This window comes from Streptomyces sp. 71268, from assembly GCF_029392895.1.
GTDB lineage: Bacteria > Actinomycetota > Actinomycetes > Streptomycetales > Streptomycetaceae > Streptomyces.
The window spans coordinates 7,824,837-7,845,503 of sequence record NZ_CP114200.1 but is presented as its reverse complement, the minus strand read 5'-3'; the positions used below and the strand labels follow the sequence as shown (position 1 = coordinate 7,845,503).

The following is a 20,667-nucleotide window of genomic DNA, read 5'->3' as shown; positions in this document are numbered from 1 at the left end:
CCCCGGCCTCGGCCCCCAGAGCCCTTTGCAAGATCGCTTGATGTCCCGGTTGGTCGGCAGTGTGAATAACGTGCCGCCAGCCGCGCGCCGGAGTGAGGATGTCGTCCGAGAAGCGTGGCACCTCGGCGTTCTCCTGCCGGCTTCCGTTCTCCTCGTAGATCGACTCACCGGCCAGCGCCGGGATCCTGTCTTGCAACGGGCCGTGCGCAAAGCGTATGCGCCCTTACGGTCCTCTTCGCGGCTCGGCCGGCCCCACTCGACCAGGCGCCTGCCGGGCGCGTTGATGTCGTAGCCCGTGTAGTTGATGGACATGCCGTCCACCGCGCTGCCGTCGCCGTTGGAACCGTCGGGTTCCTTGGGCTGAAAGGAGTACGTGTCGTAGCGTGCGGTCCCGCCTGTGGCGAGCTCGCGCTTGAACCCTGAACGCGCCGGTGTTCACCATGAACATCCGGTCGACGCCCTCTGGTGTCGACACGCCGTCGGCAATGGTCCGCGACCGGCACTACGGCATCCGAAGAACCCCTCTCAGGCCGACCGGGCGCCGGGTGGGACCAGGACGACGGGGGCGTGGGAGTGCTGGAGCAGGGCGTGCGTGACCGGGCCGAGTTGCATGCCCAGGCCCGTGGTGCGGCGGTGCACGGCGATGACGATGGCCGTCGCCGCTTGTGTGACCTCGACCAGGGTGCGTGCCGGGTCGCCCCGTACCGTCCGCGCTTCCACGTCCACGTGCGGGTACGTCGCCCGCCACTCGGACACCGCCCGGTCCGGCGGCTCGGTGGCCTGCTCGGCCGGCGCCGGGGAGTCGCCCGACTCGCTTCCGGCGGGGCCGGGCCGGGCGTGCACGGCCAGCAGTCGGGCGTGCTGCCGTACGGCTTCCTCGAAGGCGAAGGCGGTGGTGGCCGAGTCCGCGGCGGACCGCACGCCGAGCACCACCGTCGGCTCGCGGGACTGCTCGGGCCGGTCGGCGGTGCCTCGTACGACGAGCAGCGGGCTGTGGCAGTGGGCGGCCACCCGGAGTGTGACCGAACCCAGCAGGAGCCCGGTGAATCCGCCGCGTCCGCGCGTGCCGAGCACGGTCAGGCTCGCGTCGCCGCTGCGGCGCACGAGTACGCTCGCGGCGTCCTCCGGTACGGAGGTCGTCACGACCGGTAGGTCGGGGTGCTGGCCGGCCACCCGCCGCAGGGCCGCGTCCAGGATGGCCGACGAGTCGTCGGTGGGCTCGTAGGCCCCTCCCCAGGACCAGCCGTGCACGATCTCCAGCGGTACCGCGCGGCGGAGGGCCTCGGTCGCCGCCCGGTCCAGGGCCGCCATCGCGGGAGGCGAACCGTCGGTGCCGACGACCACGTGGTCACGGAGAGCTGTGGCGGGTGCGTTCATGGTGGCCTTCCCATCCGAGAGTGGCTGGCCGGGGCGGCACAGCCGCGTGGTCGTGTCGGTCGGCCCAGCCACGGCGACCGCCCGCACCGCCGTACCCGGTGCCGGGCCGACGCTGTCCGGCGAACCGCGTCACCGGAATTGGACCACAGGCGCGCCGTCCTCGTCGCACGGGTGAGGGAGTCGGGACGTTCGGCGCTCGGCGGGGGTGACCTGGGGACCCGTGGCCCTGGGGGCGGGACGGGTAGCCGCTGTGCGGGTGGTGGTGGCCGGCGCAGGCTCGGAGGTGGAACGGAGGGTTGGAAGAACACCGACTCTCCGCGCGGTCGCAAGGAGGGCACGCCATGAAAGCAGCCGTCGTTCGCGCCTTCGGTCAACCGCTGGTGATCGAGGCGCGCTCTAGTAACAACCATCACCGGTGGACGTGGGAGGGTCGGCTCGGTTCCCACAGATCGTACGGACGCGGGGTGACCGCCATCTGGTGACTGGAGATGGCCGGGCTCCTGGGCGCGAGCGGTGCGGCCGGGAGATCCGCCTGCGGCGCAGCGCCCGGCTGCAATAGCCGCGCTGTCATGACCGCTCCTTGCCCCGCGCGCCACCACTCCCGCTCCGCTGCCCGCGCCGGTCACGTACCGCCGTGCCGGTCCGTACGCGCCGCCGGAGAGGCAGCGGCCTTGCCGGCTCCACCCACCCGGGGGCGGAGCCGGCAAGGCGTCAGGCCGAGGGCTGTGAGGTGGCCTCGGTGCCTCGCCCCAGTGCCTCCATGAGCTCCTGGGCCAGTTCGACGACCGTGAGCTCGCCGACCAGGAGATCGCGGCTCAGGGTCACCCCGGACCACCGCTCCAGGTCGTTGATCAGCACCGTGCCGTTGACCGAGTCGATGCCGAACGCGCTCAGCGGGAGTTCGGGGTCCACCGACCCCACCTCCATCTCCACCGTGTCGGCGAGCAGCCTCCGCAACCGCTCGACGGCACGGTCCACCGTGATCACCGGTGTTGCCCCCACGATGTGTCCCCCTCTGCTTTCTGCTGGACCACCTGCGCTGTGCTGGACCACTGGCCGAGCGGCGTCAGTTGTCCCGCCCTTGTCTGCCGGCCGCACTCACGGCGCCGGACCTTGCCGCTGGTGGTGCGTGGAATCTTGTTGCGGGCCACCGCGTACATCGTGATCGTGGCCGGGATCGCCTTGGCCACGGCGATCCCGGCGGCGCGCAGTGCCACGGCCAGCCGCTCCGGGTCGCGCTCGGTGGTCTCCACCACCACGGCCACCTCACGGTCGTCCGCGCCGCGCGACCAGGCGGCGGCGCGCTGATGGGCGAACGCGGGGTGCGCCTGGGTGGCCACCGCCTCGGCGTCCTGCGGGAAGTAGTTCTCCCCGCCGATGATCAGCAGGTCCTTGATCCGCCCGGTGATGAATAGCTCACCGTCCTCCAGGAAACCGAGGTCGCCCGTGCGCACGAAGACCGCTTCGGGGTCCGCGCCCTCGATCCGGGCGGCGAAGACCTCCTCGGACTCCCGCGCCCGGCCCCAGTAGCCCCGGCAGTTTCCCGGCGCGTGCACCCAGATCTCGCCGACGCCCCCTTCGGGCAGCGCGCTGCGGGTGTGCGGATCGACGATGCGGATGTCCGTACGCTCCAGTGCCGGGCCGCAGCCGACGAGTTCGACGCCGTCGTCGGACGGGGCCACGGGGACCGCCTTGCCCTCGGCGAGCGCGTCCCGGTCGTAGTGCGCGACCACCGTCGGGACCAGCGACGGGCTGAGGCTCACCCCGAGGGTGCACTCGGCGAGGCCGAACCCGGGCGAGAACGCCGCGGCGCGGAAGGAACTCGCCTCGAAGGCGGTGGCGAACCGGCGCTGGGTCGCGGCGCGTACCGGCTCGGAGCCGTTGATCGCCACCCGCCAGGACGTCAGGTCGATGGCCGCGCGTTCCTCCGCGGAAACGCGGTTGACGCACAGGTCGTACGCGAAGTCGGGGGCGGCGGTGAACACGTCGTCCTCGCCGGCGATGGCCCGCAGCCACACCCGGGGGTCACGGACGAAGGCCGCCGGTTCGATGCTCACGGTGCGCGCCCCGGACACCAGGGGCAGCACGACGGCGGTGCACAGTCCCATGTCGTGGAAGCACGGCAGCCAGGACACGATCGTGGTGGCCGGCCCGACCTCGCACCGGTCGCGCATCGCGGTCTGGTTGGCCACCAGGTTGCCGTGGCCGACGATGACGCCGCGCGGGTCACCGGTCGATCCCGAGGTGTACTGCAACAGGGCCGTTGTGTCCGGGTCGAGGGCGGCGGGGTCGGGCAATGCCGGGGTGGCCGCGGCTTCTGCGGATTCCGCGGCTTGCGTGGGCCCGGCGGCCTCCCGTATGGCGACCCAGGCCACCGAGGGCAGTCGGTCTGGGTCCGCCGCCTCGGCCGCCTCCGGGGAGGACACCAGCACGGCGCACGGGGCGCAGTCCCCGCAGATGGCCGACAGCCGGTCGGCGCGCGCCGACCCACGGGTGGCGGAGGCACGGAAGGCGGGGACGGGCACGGCGATCATTCCCGCGTACAGGCAGCCGACGAAGCCCACGTGGAAGTCGAGGCCGGGCATGGCCGGCACGATCACCCGGTCTCCCACGCCGCCCACCGCCAGCAGTGCGGCCGCCACCGCCCTGGCCCGTGTGTCGAGCCCGGCCGCTGTCAGCCGCTCGACGGGTTCGCCGCCCGCGTCCAGTGCGGTCAGCAGCGGTTCGTCGGCGTGCGGCCCCGTGGCGCGGATCAGCAGTGCCTCAACGATCGTACGGGCGTCTAACGGACGGGCGTCGCGGTGGCCGGACGCCCGCGCCGCCGGTGAAGGTGCGGTGTTCACGCTGGTGTTCTCCTCATTCGGCACGTCCTGGGAACGCGAGGGCGGAGTCGGAGTCCGGCCGCACGGCAGGGAGCGGCAGACTGACGGGGGAGGCGGGAACAGCGGTCGGGTAGCGGCCGGTGAGGCACGCGGCGCAGTAGTTACCGGGGTCCCCGCCCGTCGCGGCGATCAGCCGGTCGAGCGGCAGGAAGGCCACCGTGTCGCAGTCGAGCTGCCCGGCGATCGCGCTGACCGGCAGCCGGGCGGCGAGCAGTTCGGCGGGGTCGCCGGTGTCGATGCCGTAGAAACACGGCCAGCGGTACGGCGGCGAGGCGATGCGCAGATGAATCTCGGCGGCCCCGGCCCGGCGCAGCATTCCCGCTACGGTACGCATCGTGGTGCCGCGGACGAGCGAGTCGTCCACGAGCACCACCTGCCGCCCGGCGACCGCGGCGGGGACCGGGGAGAGCTTCCTGCGGACCAGCGCCTCCCGGGAGCGCTGGTCACGTTCGATGAAGCTGCGCCCGGTCGCCCCGGAGCGCGACAGGCCCTGCACGGTGCTCAGTTGGGCGCGCTGGGCGTAGCCGTCCGCGGCCACCCGGGCCGAATCGGGCGTGGCGACCACCACCGGCGGCTCGGCTCCGCGCCGGGGCGGCGGCGGGGCGTAGTCGGCCAGTGCCTGCCCGGCCCGGTAACGGGACCGGTAGACGCTGCGGCCCGACAGCTCGGAGTCGGGCCGGGCGAAGTACACGTACTCGAACAGGCAGGCCGCCGTCTTGGCGTCGGGCGCGGCCAGCCGGGAACTGCGGCTGCCCCGGGCGCCGATGGCCAGCACCTCGCCAGGCTCCAGCTCGCGGACGACGTCACCGCCCACGGCGGTGATGGCGGCCGTCTCCGAGGCCAGCAGCCAGGTGTCACCGAGCATCCCGAGGGCGAGCGGCCGGAAGCCGTGCGGGTCGCGCACGCCGATCAGTTCCTGGCCGTCCGACAGGACGAGCGCGTACGCGCCCTCCAGCCGGGGGAGCACTGTGTGCAGGGCGGCGTGCAGATCGCCGCCGGTGGCCGCCGTCTCGTCGGCCAGGAGGTGGGCGAGGTGCTCGCTGTCGGTCGTTCCAGACCCGTGCCCCGGGCCCGGCGCGCGGGGGTCCGGGCGGCTGTTGACGAGGGTGCCGTTGTGCGCGACGGCCAGTGCGCGCCCGGGCAGCACGATGGGCTGCGCTCCGGCCAGACCGCCCCGCGCGCCGTCGGTGGAGTAGCGGACATGGCCGACGGCCAGCGGTCCCGAGGGCAGGGCGGTGATGTCGGCGAGTGCTTCGGCCACCAGCCCGGCGCCATGCTGGGCGACGAGGGAGTCGCCCGTGCCCACGGCGATGCCGGCCGTCTCCTGGCCCCGGTGCTGGAGCGCGAGCAGCAGTTCGCGCACCAGGTCCGCGTGCCGGCCCGTCGGCCCGCGGGCTCCGGCGACTCCGCACGCCTCGCGCGGCTTGTCCGCGGTGGGCCCGTCGCTCATGGGGCGTCACCGACGGCACTGGCGTCACCGGCGTTGTCGAGCCACGCGGTGAAGGCGTCCAGGTCCGGCAGGATGAGGGTCGAGCAGGACAGCACGGCGAGGTTCTGCCGCATCTCGGTGATGGTGACGACGGTGGTCCTGGCACGGTAGGCGGACAGCATCTCGGCGGCCGTTCCCATGCTCGGCTCGTGCCCCGGCAGCCACGCCACGCAGACGTCGCTGTCCGCCGCGAGCTGGGTGAGCTGGTGGAACAGGTCGGTCAGCTCGATGAGTTCCGGGCCGAGTTCGCGGCGGTGGATGGTCTGCCGTGCGGCGAGGGCCGCGTGGGCGGCGCGTACGTCGGCCGGATGCCCGGCGAGCCAGTCGCGCATCATCACCCCGGGGTCGTGGACCAGCGCGTCCGGCCTGCGCTCGGTGATGGCGGCTGTCAGTGCCGCGCGGTACGACTGATCGGTGACGTGCGCGCCGGGGCGGGCGCCCTGCATGGTCCCGGCGAGGAAGAACGAGCGGGCTTGGCGGCGTGCGGCGGGTGGCGCGGTCATTCGTCCTCCAGGGAGTACGCGGCCAGTTCGAGTCCGGCGGGGGCCACGGCTCGGTGGATCGCGGCAGCCTCCAGCAGGAACGCGGTGACGTCCGCCTCCGTGGCTTGGACCGCGTCGGCCACCAGCTCGGCGTCCCGCTGGAAGGCAGCGCTGCCGTACGCGCTGACCACGCCCTGGTTGTCCTTGGTCACCAGCGCGGAGGCCCCGGCGGCCGCCCCGCCGTGCGCCCGTGCCAACGGCAGGATCAGCTCCGCCATCCGCCGGGTGTCGGGGTGGACGACGCGCACCGAGACGCTGTGCTGTTCGGGGTGGACGAGCAGCGGCCTGACCCATTCGGCGGGTGGCGGTACGGCGGCGAGCCGGACGTCGGGCCGCAGCGTGAACGAACGCGACAGGACGTTGTGGCCGCGCCGCGGGCTGTACCGCACGTAGTCCAGGCGTATCGAGTCGTCGTCGAGCAGCCAGGTCGCCCGCATCCGGGCGGGCGCGGGCGAGCCGTCTGCCCGGACGCGGAGCGGGTACGCGTCGACCGTGACCCGCACCTCGCCGTCGACGGCCGCCGCGCGTTCCAGGCGCGGCGGGCGCTGGTGCAGCAGGTACGGGTCGAGCAGCGTGACGCACTCCGGATCGCGGTAGACGGCCGCCACATGGCGGCCGTCTATGAGGTAGTCGGCCTCGACCCCGGTGCGTTCGGCGACCGCGTGGCCCGCGGCGAACGACTGCCACGCGCAGGAGGCGCCGAACCGTTCGGGGGCGGCCCGGGTGCCGTAGTACTCGTGGAATTGGGACGCGCTGTTGTACGGCATGCCGACGAGGACGTCGTCGAGCACGCGGTCCTGGACATCGGACAGCTGTGCGGTGGCTTGCTGGGTGGTCATGACCGGCCTCCTTGACCGGCGCGGCGGCCCGGGCCGGATGGCTGTGGCGAGGCCGACGCGCGTACGAGGTGGTGCGTCCGTCGGCGTCAGCAGAGGCGCACGCGGACGGTGGAAAGGGCTGTGGTACTGGGCGAATCGGGCGGGAGGGGCCAGACGGGGAGACCGCGGAGGCGGTTGCCGCCGCCTGGCCCAAGCGTGTCCGGCGCGGCGCCGGGATCACCGCCGGGGGTCGCGCTATCCGGGGCGGGCGCACATGAGGCGGCGGAGAGCCAGGACATGTCCGTCGGCGTGGGAAAGCTGGGGACGCCGAGCGTGGACGAGAGACCGGCGGGAAAAAGGAAGGCAGGTGGGTGGGCCGAGACGAACACCGTAGGGGTGCCGTCTTTTCGCCGTCGGCTAAGCGGAGCTTCCGCCGGACGCGCGGAATTCCTCAAACGCCGGGCTGGTCACCATGCTGAGGGCCCGTTCATCGCTTCTGAAACGGTGGCCGGGTGAGGGTTTTCACGCGGTGTTCTTGCATCACAACTCCAACGGAAAGTCAGCGATGGCCTGAAAGCGCCGGGTGCTGGCGGTTGCGAACACGGATATCACGTCCGTGCGAAGGGCATGAGGAGTGTGGTGAGGCGATGCGCCCGAGCCCCCGCGAACACCCGCCCAGAATACCGAACGGGGCATCCGTTGGACGGCTGTGGAAGTCGCAGCAATGCCCCCGTGCTGCGACCTGTAAGTCAACGCCCCCGTACTGGTATGTCCTTCAAGTTTCCGGTGCGTAACGCAGGAGAGCCAGCCTTACGAAGAATCTCAAAGTGACAAGCGGCTCTCCGAATTGGCACCGTCTTGACCTGCCCGGCCGCCGTAAGCGACAAGAGTGCTGCTCTGCGCACCTGACAACCCTTGCCAATAAACGCGGACGGCGGACTTGCCGGATGTGACACGCGTCTCGCCCGTAGAGGGGGCGACTGCGCGATAACAGTCGGCCGGATGGAGCGGACACGCTCAACGCCGACTACGCGTCGGATACGCAGGCGGGTCCCACCCCGGGTACCCAGGACGGCCCGCCGCGGCTGCCGGACCCCTTCGAACTGTACGAACCCAGAACGAGAAAGGGGGCCTCACGCCGGTTGTCCCGGCGCGAGGCCCCCTTACCTGTGCGTGTCAGTCGACGCCGGGCACGGCCACGGGGTTGCCGCCGCCGCCAAGGTCGCCAAGGTCGCCAAGAAGTCCTGCTCCGCGCGCGGGGATGGCCCCGAGCTGAGAGACGGATGGCTCGGCACCGTGCACTGCTCCCCGCGCGCTGGGATGGACCCCTTCCGCTCGCGCTACACCGCGACCACGGGCGCTGCTCCGTCAGACCCCACAAGTGGACTTCTCCTCGGTTACCGCGTCGGGCTGGGAGGGTTGGCCGGAGATGTGGTGCGCCAGGCTTCGCGAGGCGCCTGGTCGAGCCGGCCGGCGGCCCAGACAGCGGCGCGGCGCGTTCCGGTCGAGCGGTGGCGCGGCCCGGGCTCGTGGGTGCGGTCCGCCGGCGCGAAGAGTTCGGGGAGCTGGAGCGTGTGAGCCGGTTTACCTGTCCATCGATAGTGCGCCGGGGTGTCGTTCGGGGCCGTTGCTGGCATGGAAGGCCGGCCGCGTCGGCCGCTTGCCGGTGGTCCCGTGCCGTCGCGTCGCGATCGGTCTTCTCGTGCCCGCCATGATGATGATCTTGTGGTCTGCGATGGCTGACCGGCCTGCCACGGCTCATCGCTGGTGGGCGTGGGTGACCTCGTCTCATAGGGTGCGGGGGCCGTACTGGCTGTGACGGTGGCTGAACTGAACGCCATGGCCTTCAGGTGAGATCCGCGAACCGCGCCAAGCCGGCCGGGGACCAGCGCGCCGATCGCCGCTGCGAGATGGTCGCGGTGTGACAGCCCCATCCGCGAGGTCATCCGGTTGAGTGACTGCGAGGTCACCGAACACGGCACCGTCACCGTCGCCGCGATCCGCCTGTGTCTCAGGTCGTGACGTGACCAGCTTGGCCCCCGGTTCCTGGACGGCTTCAGGACCGCGGCAGGAAGCGAGCGATCTCCGCCGCCACGGCTTCGGGGACAACCGAGGGCGCGAAGTGCATCTGGCCGGGGAACGTCGTGTAGGTGACGTGGGGCAGTGCGGTCGCGAGCCGGTCGAGCGTCGCCGGCATCGGCTGCCAGGTGTCGGCGCCCCGCATCAGCAGTGTTGGGACGCTGATCGCGGACCAGCGCTCCACGTCCACCGAGTCGGCGGCCATCGACTCGAGGTCACGGAGCCAACCGGGCGCGTCATCGGGTTCGTTATCGGCGGGCTCGCCCGCATTCATGAGGTCCAGAAGCACGGCCGGAACGCGGGCTACCTTCTCCGCCAGCAACCGATCGGCTTGCCGCCGGTCACCGTTCGCGGTCAGCGCCGAAAACTCGCCCAGTACAGGTGTCAGTTCTTCGCCGGCCGCGTACAGAGGTGGCTCCCACAGCACCAGCGAGCGAACCGGCAGTCCAGCTGCCGCAGCGTGCAGGGCGACGGAGGCTCCGTAGGACATACCGACCAGGTGCACGGGACTGCCGATCTTAGCGATCAGTGCCTCAAGATCCCCCACCTCGTCGGCAAAGCGTTTCGGCGATCGGCCCGGCCCGCTCGGGGCATACCCGCGGCGGGCGGGTATCCAAAGCTTGAACTGGTCGGCGAGGTGCTCGGCCACCGGCTGCCAGGAGTGCAGTCCACCGCCGGAGCCGTGGACCATGACGACCGGTGGCCCCGAGCCGAGCTGTCGATAGCTGATGTCGGTGCCGTCGAAGGACTCCAACGACGCTGTGGCTCCGAAGAACTCTGACGGGGATATCTCGCTCGGCATGCCAGGAACGTTGCACAGTGCATCAAGGCCAGTCCACCCAATTTCTGCAGCTGAAGCAGCCGGCACATCCTCCGCTCGTAGGACCCCCGGGGGACGCGTCCGGTGCCCTGGCAAGAAGGAGCCCGGGGCGGAGCGGGCGGGCCCACGCCCGCTGCCATTGAGTCGACGGGGTGATCGGGGCCGGGCTGAGGTCGTACGTGGTGTGTGCGCCCGGGACCGGGTGACGGGCCGGAGCCTGTGCCCGGCGGAGTGTCGCGTCGGCTACCACGGTGCGGCCGGGGCGCCCGCCGGATAGCGCGCGCCTGGGCGAACGCCCGGCCTGGCTGGACGCCTTCTCCCTCGGCGAACCACCTCGCCCCCGCGGGATGGCCTCCGCGGGCTGGCCACTGCAGCGCCCGCCGGGTCGAGGGTTACAGCCAGACGGTCAGGCGCTGCGGTGCGCCGGCTCCCGGCGGGCGCTATCGCCTCGCCAGCACCCGCGCGCGAGCGGAAGCGCCAGCCACGGCCAGCTGAAGCCGCACGATTCGGCGGGTGACCGCCGCCCTCCCGGTCGGCAGTCCTACCCGCTCAACCGGTCAAAGTGGCCTGGTGGAAGTACATCCGCCAGCCCGTCTCCGTCAGGCGCCACAAAGAGCTCCGCCATGCCCGACGGCCCTGGTTGTCGGCGAAGTACGTCAGATGAACGACGCCCGGAGCGAGGACGATGCCGGACATCTCGCTGACCTTGACCGGAGACTCTGGGGAGACCGAGCCGCCGCTCGTCACCGTGAGGATCGACTCCACGTCCCACCGGCGTCCGGAAGCCCCGATCTCGGTGAACTCCGGGTCCAGAAGCTCCAGGACATGGGCCGGGGAGGCACGCACCTCGGGATCGAGAAGCCGCAACTCCCCGTCGATGGCCGCCTGCACGGCCTGCTCACTCTCATCCGTCATGCACAAACCCTACGGACGCTGCTTGCCCAGGCACAGTGAATTGACCACTCACCGCGACGACGGCACGACGGCACGACGGCGCCATCAAAACTCGCGAACATCTCTCGATGGAGTGATCACCAACTGCCTCCGAAAAGCATGCACAAGTGCTGCCGCCAAACGTGAACGAAGCCAACCCCGTGCGCTGCGAAACCGGCGACTGTCGCGGCGCTGCTCCGTGCGTGGGGATTGGCCCCAGCATCACCCCCGGGACCGGGTACGCGGCGAACTGCTCCCTGCGCGCGGGGATGGCTCCCGCCGCGCCGCCGGCCAGGTCGAGCACCAGTTCTCCCCACTGCGGGGGTGGACCCGGCGGGGAGTGGATCCCGACCGCCATCCGCATCTGGTCCCCGCGCGCGGGGATGGACACCAGGACCCAGTCATCGAATGGTGGTGCTCCCCGCGAGCGGGGTGGGCCCTGCACCGCGCGCGGAGATTCGGCCTCGAAGGGCACCCCCCGCCCGGCGCCTGGTGCTCACGCTGGGTTCGGCATCATCACCTGAGATGGTGCCCTCCGGCGGGACCGGTCACAGCCAGGGCTGCTGCCGCCTCGTAGGCTGCGGCCATGACTGCGACCCAGACGCCCCGCGAGGCCTTCGAGCTGCTCATGGCCGGTAACCAGCGCTTCGTCTCCGGCACCCCCGATCACCCGAACCAGGACGCTACCCGCCGCACCGAGACGGCACCGTCCCAGCAGCCCTTCGCCGTACTGTTCGGGTGCTCCGACTCCCGGCTGGCCGCCGAGATCATCTTCGACCGCGGCCTGGGCGACCTGTTCGTCGTCCGCACCGCCGGCCACGTCACCGGCACGGAGGTCCTTGGCTCCATCGAGTTCGGCGTGAGCGTCCTCAAGGCGCCCCTGGTCGTCGTCCTCGGCCATGACTCGTGCGGCGCCGTCGCCGCGGCCTGCTCCGCTCTGCAGGACGGGCAGACGCCGGGCGGCTTCGTCCGGGACATCGTTGAACGGGTGACCCCGAGCGTGCTGGCAGCCCGCGCCGCCGGGCGCGAGACGGCCGAGGAGATCCTGGCCGAGCACATCGAGCACACCGTGGACCTGCTCCTCGAACGCTCCCGCGTCCTGGCCGATGCGGTGGCCGACGGCCGCCTGGCGGTGGTGGGGCTGTCCTATCGCCTGGCCGACGGCAGCGCACAACTCGTCGCCGCCCGAGGTCTGGACGCGGTGGCCCCCGCCGCGTCCTGACCGATCCGGCCGCGCCGCTCACCGAGGGGAGCGGGGCTGAGCCCGCCGGCCTGGCCCATACGCTGACCGCGCGGTGGGTCGACGCGATGGTGCAAGGCTTGCTCCACGGCCCTCTTCCGTGAACGGGTTGAAGCCGGCCGGCGCCTTGGTAGTCAAGACGCTGATGGCGGGGGACGACGAAGCGGATGCGGTGGCCGCAGTCACCGCCGAGTTCGACACCGACCCCGGCCGGGCGAGACAGAAGGAAGCGTGTTAGTGGGGCTCGTCGCTAGGCTGTGTGGTCTGGCTTACGGGGGGAGGGGCGTTGCGGGTGGCGTGTGAAGTTTGTGTGACAGGTCGCGTTCCGAGGTTGCAAAAATCGAGGTCCAACGCGTCCAGCGTCACTCCGCGTACCTGCCCCCCCGCGCGGGGATGGCCCATCATGGATGTATTCCACATCCTGATGTGGGGCTGATCCCCGCGCGCGGGGGTGGAGGCTGCCGTAGGTCAGCTCGCTCTGGAGTTCGCCGACGGCGGCGAGGTCTGCACCGTGTACTTCACGGGGGACAGCAGGTGGTGGGCGGTGAGGTCCATCGCGGAGAATGCCCTGTCGTGAATGGAACTCCGAGCGCGCCGAGCGCCCAGCTCCATATGCCATCGACCCGCCGCATGACTTCTTCGGCATCAGATTCCAGCAGTCAGTGCGCCAGTGGCAGCGATGGCTGGCTGCTCCGGAACTCTTCGGCCCTCAAGCGGCCGACCGGCTTACACGCTGGCGGGCACCCCATCACGTACGTACCGGAAGCCGTACAAGGGTTTGCCCTTGGGGCGACCAGCCGCGCGAGTCTTGACCGTGCCGTCCCGGATACGGCGCTGGATGGCCGGCAACTCCATCTGGGCGCCCCACGCCTCCATGGTGAAGCGGTTCTCGTCTTTGAGATCCCACGGGCCGTCGTGTCCGTGGGTGAGGAGGAGCTTGCCCTCGTCCCGCATCCTGTAGCCGGTTTTCAGGCAGTCGACGATGTTGCGCCGGCGGACGCCCAGCAGGCACTGCCCGCAGCCGTCGTAGGGTCGTTCGATCATGTTCTGGTCCGTACGGCGCAAGGTCTCTCCGTTTCGAACGCGCAGAGTACGGAGATTGGGCGGTCAGGCCCAGGATGATCTTGATCAACCCAGGAAGCTCAGTCGAACCTGACGGTTGACGTTATCCACGTTCGTATCCGCCAACCTCCGTTAAGGCAACTGCCAGCGTAGTCGCACCCTAATACTGACCGTCAACTCCGAACTTCCTTCCTCAACGCCGCCGGCCTGGTCATCCTGTGAGGCCGGAGGGGCGCCTGCGCTCGAACGAGGGGAGGTCGGACGGGGCGCCATGCGCGAGGAGCGACGGCCAACCGAAAGGCTGCTCGGCGGTAGGTCCCGAAGCGACGTTTGCCGCCCATGGGGCGCAATACGTCAGTTGAACTCACGACTGTGTTGCGGAGTGCATCACCTGAACCGTCAGGTACACAAGATGCCGCGCCTCGGCGGGACAACTGCCTGGCTGAACCCAGCAGCCGCAGCATGGCTGACCGCCGCAGCGTGGGCTGTAATGACCGACAGCGGTGCGGTGATGCGACAGCTCGCGTCGCACCACCGCACCGCTGTCTACAACCGCAAACCTACGGTCACATACCATCTCCCGCTGACGCCTGCCAGGCGCGAACGAATGATCGGACAGACGAGAACCGGTGCTCTGGGTCAGCCGCGGTCGCCGTCTTGATGATGTCCAGTTGTTCCCCTGTCCCACGCCAGAGCTTCTCCTCGTCACCCGCGTCCAAGAGCAAACGGAGCATCCGGCCGAGAGCGAACACCGTAGTGCGCGTGTCAATCAGCGATCCGCGCACAAACTCCTCTGGCGCCATGTACGCCTCGATCCAGGAAGTCGGTCGGCCTCCAAGACAAATGGACCTACCCGGTATTCATCCAGGTCGATCAGCTTGATGCGGTGCTGATCAAAGTCGTAGAGCATGCATCCGTCATAGAAATCGATTGCGACAAACCCAGCTTCTTCCACGCCCACATGCGCAGAGAGCATGACGTTGAGTGCAGCGTAAATGCGAGGGAGAGGAAGGCTCCTGAACCTAGCCATCGGACTTCCCGACGTTGCACGCCCTCCCACACGCGAAAGCGTTGGGTGATATAAAACATCACCACTCGTCCATGGATAGACCAGCACCAGACCATCCTCAGTGGCGAACGAGCTCGCCAAAGGCACTATGGCCGGGTGTGAAATGCTGCGGTGAAGTGCAATCGCACGCCGTAGAGCAGAGATCCCTTGCGGGGTTGTAGCGCCTTGCACGAACCAGCGCTGCCCCGAGGCCAATAACCCGTAGGAGACACAGCCGGAGTCCTGTTCTTCGAACTTCCGAAAAACCACACCCAGGCGGTCAAGGGCAGCTCCCAGCGCAGCGGCGTGCCTCACGTGATGAAACAAGTGCGTAGCCATCTACTCATTCTTCCATTTGCTCGCTGCTCAGCGTACATCTCGCAATGCTTACCGCGTTCGGTCAGAATTCTATCGACGGCGCTACGGCATAGCAGCAGGACCTATCTGGGTGCTGTCCCCAGCAGCTCGTTATCCAGTGCTGACGGAGAACCCTCCCGCTGGGCCCGCGCTCGGTCCCGGGCCCAGCGGTCAGGTCAGCTCCCGTAGCGAAGGGCGATGGTGTCGCCCAGGTTGATCACCTTGTTACGGGCAGCCGTGTTGGCCGGCGCTCCGTCCACGCTCACCTTCCAGGTGGATGTCGCGTTGTTCGTCTTGCCGTTGAGGGAGGTGACGGTGCCGTCGCCGGTGGTGGGGGTGAGGCTGGTGACGCAGCCGGCAGGGGCGGCGGAGCTGGTGGCCGCGTCCAAGACCGCTCCCAGGGTGGTGGTCGTTCCAGTCGGGGTGAGGGTGACGGCGCAGACCTTGAGCGAGGTGCCGTCATCCACGGTCACGGCCAGCCGGGCTGCCGTGCCCGGGGCGAACTGGGTGGTCGCCACCCAGCGGGACGCGCCGGTGGTAGGTGTGGGAGGTGCGGTCGCGAAGCCGCCACCGGCGACGGCGCGCAGGCCGTCGATGGAAGCGTAGGCGGAGGGGCTGGTGTCCGTGGGCAGGTACTTGAAGCCGCCGCCGGGCTTGAACTGTTGGGCTATCAGGAAGTCGATCGGGGTCTTGCCGGCCTTGGTGAGGAAGTCGCCGGTCTGCGGATTGATGCCACACGCGTTGAGGCCGGATACGGCCCAGCCGTTGGAGTCGGTGTTGACACCGAACATGGCGTCGAAGGCCCCCGAGCCGTTGATGAGCTTGGACTTCAGGAAGGCTTTGGCCTTGGTGATCGCCGGATCGGAGGCGGGGACGCCGGAGACACACAGGGAGGCCATGGTGGCGCCGGTCATGTCGATGTCGCTGGCGGCGGCGAGCTTGGCCGGGTCGCCCTCGGCCTTGCTGTAGTTCCAACCACCGTCGTCGTGCTGGTTGGCCCGTACGGTGGCGACGGAGCGGTCGAGCAGGGCTTGCGGTACGCGCTGGCCGCCCGACTGGGTCTTGGCGCCGGCCAGGGCCAGCAGAGCGAAGACCGTGCCGTTGAAGTTGGTGGGCGAACCCCAGTACCCGGGGGCCGAGTTCTGCCAGTGTCCGTAGGTGTCGGCGATCAGGTTGCGTCCGGCTGAGACGCGCGCGGGGTCGATGCCGGCGGAGTAGGCGTTGATGGTGCCGCGTTCGTAGTCGGTGACGACCGGGGAGGTTCCTGGCCACCCCGGGGCGGCCAGGTGGTTGCGGTAGACGGTACGGGCGTTCCTGGTCGCGTCGCCCCCTGGCGCGACGTCGACGGCGGCGGTGCCGGCCGCCGCGAAGGCGGAGAACGCCCACTCGTTGGACAGGCCGGCGCCCGCGTACGAGCCGTCGGCGGCCTGGAGCGATCTGAGGTAGGACACCCCGTTGGTTGTGGAGGTGGATATCTGGGCGGGTGTCGAGGTCGCGGTGGCAGGGACGGCGGCCATGGTGAGGGCAGTAAGAGCCGCCGGCAGGGCGAACAGAGCGCGACGGTTGCCCGTGAGGCCGTGCGGGCGCGGGGTGTGGATCGGTGACATGTCGGTGAGCTCCCGGCAGAAGGGGGAGACGGCCTCGCGCTTTGCCTGTCGGGCCCCTTGGGCGAGCTGGGCGACCTCCGGCAGCGGCGCGGCCGTCGCCCAAGCGCGTGGTGCGACGTCCGTGATGACGGGCCGGGCGGGCATTCGGGCTCGGATCGGCCACCGACCGTTCCACACCGCTGCGCGTCAGCTCTGGGTTCGCACCAGATTCCCCCGCTCGGCACGGTGAGAGACGGTACTCGCCCCGGGCCGGCCGAGACACCCCCTTGTCATCCATTTCGCACCTGTGCTCTAATTCGGCAGATTCCAGCCTCAGTTACCAGGGGAAGCCGGTCCAAGTCCGGCGCTGACCCGCAACCGTAGGCTCATCGAGCACCCCAAGTGTTCGATGGGCGAGCCGGATTACCTGGTCCGAGGCCGAGCGACTGACGCCGTCGCGGACTACGGCGTGGTACGGCAGGCACGACCCCGGGATCTTGGGTCGGGCCCACCGCGTCACGCGGGCCTCCGCCACGGCCGACTGGCCAGGGGAGCAGCGGTGAGGTTGCGGTACGGGAACCGAGCGGTCCGGCGTGATGGCCGCAGACCAGTGCGTGGTAGGCGTGCCCGCCTCGCCGCATCGGCGTGTGCGCTCGCGGTGATAGCGGGCCTCGGGCCCGGCCCGCTCACCCTGGCCACACCGGCGGCGGCCGATCCGATCGCCTCCTGCACCCCGACCAAGGGCGCCGTGGTCGCGGTGGACTTCAGCGACTGGGGCGGTGGCATCGTCCGCGGCTGTGACGCCACCCCGACTACCGGCTACGACCTGCTGCACGAGGCGGGCTTCAGCACTGTCGGTACCGAACACGACGGTCCGGCCTTCATCTGCCGTCTGGGCCACGCCCAGTTCCAGGACGGCAAGCAGTACCCCACGCCCGACCGCGAGGCGTGCAAGCTCACCCCGCCCGCCTCGGCGTACTGGTCGTACTGGATCGCCCCACCCGGCCAGGACTACTGGACCTACAGCCCGCTGGGGGCGATGAGTCAGCGGCCCAAGGACGGCTCGGTCGAGGCGTGGGTGTTCGGCGCCACCGCCCCGGGCGGCTCGACCGGCGGCCCCACGTTCACGCCCGCCCAGGTGCGGGCGGGAGGTGGGGGCGACGGGGGCGACACTCCGCCCGATGTCGAGCCAGGTGAGGTGGACCTGCCGGCACTGCGGGACTGGCTCACGAGCCGCCTCACCGACGGCGACCACGTCCAAGACGAGGCGGCGCAGGCCCCGCACCTCTACCAGTCGGCGCAGACCGCGCTGGCGGTGGCCGGGGCCGGCGGCCGGAGCGAGACGCTGACGAAGATGACGTCCTGGCTCGCCGCGCATACCGAGGAGTTCGCCTACCCCGAGGGAACCGATCACGCTCCCAGCGTGATCGGTGCCGCTCTGCTGGCTCTGTTGGCGGCGAGCACGGAGGGCGATCCGCGCGCGTTCGGCGGCCATGACCTGGCCGGCGACCTCGCCGGGAGCCTCTGCACGGCTGGTGGTGAGGGCTGTGCGGCAGCGGGTGACTTCGTCGGCGTGGACGACGTGGAAACCCAGGCCCTGGCCGTACTGGCGCTGCACCGGTCGGGTGTGCCGGTGCCGAAGGCGGCGGTCGACCGGCTCGCCGCTCACCAGTGCAAGGACGGCGGGTTCAGCGCGACGCTGGTCCGCGCGGGTGAGACCTGTGCGTACAGCGACCCGGCCACCACCCCGTATGCCGTCATCGCGCTCCACCAGGTCGGTGGGCACGCGGATGTGGTGGCCAGGGCTCGTAAGACGCTGCGTACTTCGCAGTTGTCCAGCGGGGCCTTCGCCGCGTACCCGGGTGTGACCAGCGGCGATGTGACCGCCAGCGCCCGCTCGGCGCAGGCGCTGCGGTTGTTGGGTGACACCCGCCGGGCGGATGCCGCCGTGTCGTGGCTGTCTCGGCAGCAGACCGCCTCGGGTGGCTTCGGGTTCGACGAGGGCGCCGCGGACCCTGAGCTCTTCCCCACCTGGAGCGCCGCGTTGGCGGGGGCACGGACCAGTCTCGCCTCGCTGACGACCAAGCGACCCGATCTACCGAAGCCGCCGACCACCCACCCGACGGAGCCCTCCACGCCGCCGACGAGCGGCCCCAAGCCGCCGTGGCGCCCCGGGGAGGGCCCTGACCTGAGGAAGGGGACGGCCTACCTGGTCGACCGCTCCCGTCTTCAGCAGGGGCACTTCTACGAGAACGTGGTCGGCAGCGGGTTCGCCGACTTCGGTCTGACCATCGACGGGGCGTACGCCCTGGCAGCGACGGGGTACGACAACGGCGCGCTGCGCGGCATCGTCGACTTCCTCGACGGCAGGGGGAAGGACACCACCTCGTCGGGGCGGACCGTCAACGACTGGACGGGGGTGGGCACCCGGCACGCCGCCGGTGGATCGATCGGCAAGGTGGCGGTGCTCGCCCAGATCGTCGGGCGTGACCCGCGGGACTTCGCGGGCCACGACCTGATCTCGGCGCTGGCGGCGGCGGTGTGCGAGGCGCCGAGCCAGGCGCCGGAGCGTAAGTGCGCGGCCAAGGGCGCGTACGCCTACGCCCCCTCGGTGTTCGGCCAGTCCCTGGGGGTCATCGCCCAGTTGCGGGCCGGCGAGAAGGCGGCGGCCAGCGCTCCGGTCGCCTACCTGCGCGGCCTGCAACACGCCTCCGGCGCCTGGCCCAGCCTGATTCCTTCCACCGGGGACTCCGAGGTCGACTCCACCGCAATGGCGGCCATGGCGCTCGACCTGGTACCGGACGCCGCGTCCCGGCAGGCGGTGGAGAAAGCCCTCGCCTGGATCGCGAGCAAGCAGTTGGCTGACGGCGGCTTCCCCGGTGCCTCGGGCAACTCCGTGAACTCCGCGGCCCTGGCGGTGCAGGGACTGTCGTTGGACGCGTCGAAGTACCAGGCGCAGATTGCCAAGGCCCGGAAGTTTCTGGCCCGCCAGCAGAACAGCGACGGCGGCTTCAACGTGGCGGCCGACGGCCAACGGGGCTCGGACGTACGCGCCTCCACGCAGGGGCTCGGCGGTTCGGTCGGCACCTCGTTCGCCACTCTGGTCCGGGATCTGAACGGGACCCGGCCGCAGCCGCCCACCGGCACCCAGCCCACCCCCACGCCGTCGGGTGACACGCCGCCGGGCAACGGTGGCCTTCCTGACATCGTCACCCCGGGCGATGGCGGCCCAGGCATCGCCGACGGCTCGACCGGCTCCGTCGGCGGCGCCGGTACCGGCGGAACCAGCGGAGGCGGGCCCGGCGTCGACACGTCGAACGGTGCACTGGCGTCCACCGGCGTGCAGGCCGGCGGGCTGGCGCTGGCCGCCATCCTGCTGTCGCTGGCCGGCTGGCGCACGGTCGTCATCGCGCGGCGGCGGGCCGCGACGGACACGGGAGAGAGCGCGTGAGGGCCCGCGTGCCACAGGCCGTCGCACGCGTGGTGGGTGCCCTGACACTGGTCGCGGGCACCGCGTTCGCCACCTCCAGTCAGGTAGCCGCTGCGCCGCGGCCCATCGGCCAGTGCACCACCTCGTCCGGGGCGGTGCTGGCCGTCGACTTCAGCGACTGGGGCGGGCCGATCTTCCGCTCCTGCGGCACCACCCCCACCACCGGCTACGAGCTGCTCAACCAGGGCGGCTGGCGCACCACCGGCACCGGCCACGACGGCCCGGCGTTCATCTGCCGCATCGGCTACAGCGGCTACCAGGGCGGCAAGCAGTTTCCGCCGCCCGCGCAGGAGGACTGCGTCCTGACTCCGCCAGCCTCCGCCTACTGGTCATACTGGCACGCCGATCCGGGCCAGAACGACTGGCAGTACAGCCAACTCGGCGCGATGCTCTACAAGCCCAAGCCCGGCAGCGTGGACCTGTGGATCTTCGGCGGGACCAACATCGGCGGGACCGAGGGCCGGCCGACGGTGACCCCCGACCAACTCCGGGCCCACAACGCCCGGCCCAGCGGCGCGCCCGCGCCGCGCGACACCCGCACTGCCACACCGCTGCCGCCCGACGTGGACACCGGCCCCGCTCCCGAGCAGCCGGCTCGGGAGCGCCCCGCTCCCCCGCGGGGCCGACCCGACGCGCCCTCGCGCCCGTCGGACCCACCCGCCTCGGCGAAGCCCACCTCCCCACCACCGTCGCCGTCCACGTCGGCCAGCGCCACGGCCTCCCCCTCGGCGTCAGCCTCTCCCTCGGCCTCGGCGTCCGGCAGCGCCAGCCCGGGTGCCGCGCTCGCCGCTCCCGCGCCGTCGGTGACCATCGCCGATGCCGCACCGGCACGGGATGCCGCACACGACACGGGCTCGATCGTGCCCGCGGCCGTCACCGCCGGTCTCGTCATGGTGATCGGCGGTGCCGCCTGGTACGCGGTCAAGCGCCGGCGTGCCGGGTAG

Annotated in this window: 14 protein-coding genes and 2 riboswitches; of the genes, 3 read left to right on the top strand and 11 right to left on the bottom strand. The window is 70.9% G+C overall.

What is annotated here, in order from left to right; translation table 11 throughout:
• Positions 1 to 525: 525 nt before the first annotated feature.
• The 8 genes from OYE22_RS31250 to OYE22_RS31215 all read right to left on the bottom strand — a co-directional run bounded on the left by OYE22_RS31250 (position 526) and on the right by OYE22_RS31215 (position 10,922).
• Entirely contained in the window at positions 526 to 1,377 is an 852-nt protein-coding gene (locus OYE22_RS31250; protein ID WP_277323547.1) for a universal stress protein, read from the bottom strand.
• A gap of 711 nt (positions 1,378 to 2,088) precedes the next feature.
• Entirely contained in the window at positions 2,089 to 2,379 is a 291-nt protein-coding gene (locus tag OYE22_RS31245; protein WP_277323546.1) for an acyl carrier protein, read from the bottom strand.
• A complete protein-coding gene (locus tag OYE22_RS31240) occupies positions 2,361 to 4,220 on the bottom strand; it encodes a fatty acyl-AMP ligase (RefSeq protein WP_277323545.1) in 1,860 nt (619 codons plus the stop codon). Before OYE22_RS31240 ends, OYE22_RS31245 begins: the two co-directional genes overlap by 19 nt.
• A 13-nt stretch (positions 4,221 to 4,233) precedes the next feature.
• Positions 4,234 to 5,709 carry an amidophosphoribosyltransferase gene (purF, locus tag OYE22_RS31235; protein WP_277323544.1) on the bottom strand — a complete coding sequence of 492 codons (1,476 nt, stop codon included), beginning with the start codon at positions 5,707 to 5,709 and terminating at the stop codon, positions 4,234 to 4,236.
• Complete coding sequence (locus OYE22_RS31230) at positions 5,706 to 6,251, bottom strand: hypothetical protein (protein WP_277323543.1); 546 nt, start codon at positions 6,249 to 6,251, stop codon at positions 5,706 to 5,708. Before OYE22_RS31230 ends, purF begins: the two co-directional genes overlap by 4 nt.
• Positions 6,248 to 7,129, bottom strand: coding sequence for a hypothetical protein (locus tag OYE22_RS31225; protein WP_277323542.1), 882 nt, complete (start codon positions 7,127 to 7,129; stop codon positions 6,248 to 6,250). The genes OYE22_RS31230 and OYE22_RS31225 overlap by 4 nt, the downstream gene beginning before the upstream one ends.
• A 2,035-nt stretch (positions 7,130 to 9,164) precedes the next feature.
• Positions 9,165 to 9,989, bottom strand: a complete 825-nt coding sequence (locus OYE22_RS31220; protein ID WP_277323541.1) for an alpha/beta hydrolase — start codon at positions 9,987 to 9,989, stop codon at positions 9,165 to 9,167.
• A 567-nt stretch (positions 9,990 to 10,556) separates the two neighbouring features.
• The gene (locus OYE22_RS31215; protein WP_277323540.1) at positions 10,557 to 10,922 is read right to left on the bottom strand and encodes a DUF4440 domain-containing protein; all 366 of its coding nucleotides are present in this window, start codon (positions 10,920 to 10,922) and stop codon (positions 10,557 to 10,559) included.
• A gap of 604 nt (positions 10,923 to 11,526) precedes the next feature.
• Between OYE22_RS31215 and OYE22_RS31210 the strand changes: the two genes are divergently transcribed.
• On the top strand, positions 11,527 to 12,162 hold the full coding sequence (locus OYE22_RS31210; protein ID WP_277323539.1) for a carbonic anhydrase: 636 nt from the start codon (positions 11,527 to 11,529) through the stop codon (positions 12,160 to 12,162).
• A 744-nt stretch (positions 12,163 to 12,906) separates the two neighbouring features.
• Here OYE22_RS31210 and OYE22_RS31205 read toward each other — a convergent pair.
• From OYE22_RS31205 to OYE22_RS31195, 3 genes are all read right to left on the bottom strand, one after another.
• Positions 12,907 to 13,224, bottom strand: coding sequence for a hypothetical protein (locus tag OYE22_RS31205; protein ID WP_277323537.1), 318 nt, complete (start codon positions 13,222 to 13,224; stop codon positions 12,907 to 12,909).
• A gap of 787 nt (positions 13,225 to 14,011) precedes the next feature.
• Complete coding sequence (locus OYE22_RS31200; protein WP_277323536.1) at positions 14,012 to 14,218, bottom strand: hypothetical protein; 207 nt, start codon at positions 14,216 to 14,218, stop codon at positions 14,012 to 14,014.
• A 605-nt stretch (positions 14,219 to 14,823) separates the two neighbouring features.
• A complete protein-coding gene (locus OYE22_RS31195) occupies positions 14,824 to 16,164 on the bottom strand; it encodes a DUF4430 domain-containing protein (protein ID WP_277323535.1) in 1,341 nt (446 codons plus the stop codon).
• Positions 16,165 to 16,371: 207 nt separating this feature from the next.
• A riboswitch (cobalamin riboswitch) is annotated at positions 16,372 to 16,527 on the bottom strand.
• A gap of 12 nt (positions 16,528 to 16,539) precedes the next feature.
• Positions 16,540 to 16,683: riboswitch (cobalamin riboswitch) on the top strand.
• A 208-nt stretch (positions 16,684 to 16,891) separates the two neighbouring features.
• Here OYE22_RS31195 and OYE22_RS31190 point away from each other — a divergent pair.
• Positions 16,892 to 19,684, top strand: coding sequence for a prenyltransferase/squalene oxidase repeat-containing protein (locus OYE22_RS31190; protein ID WP_277323534.1), 2,793 nt, complete (start codon positions 16,892 to 16,894; stop codon positions 19,682 to 19,684).
• Between the two features lie 29 nt (positions 19,685 to 19,713).
• Positions 19,714 to 20,667 (top strand): LPXTG cell wall anchor domain-containing protein, encoded by a 954-nt coding sequence (locus tag OYE22_RS31185; RefSeq protein ID WP_277323533.1) that lies wholly within the window; start codon positions 19,714 to 19,716, stop codon positions 20,665 to 20,667.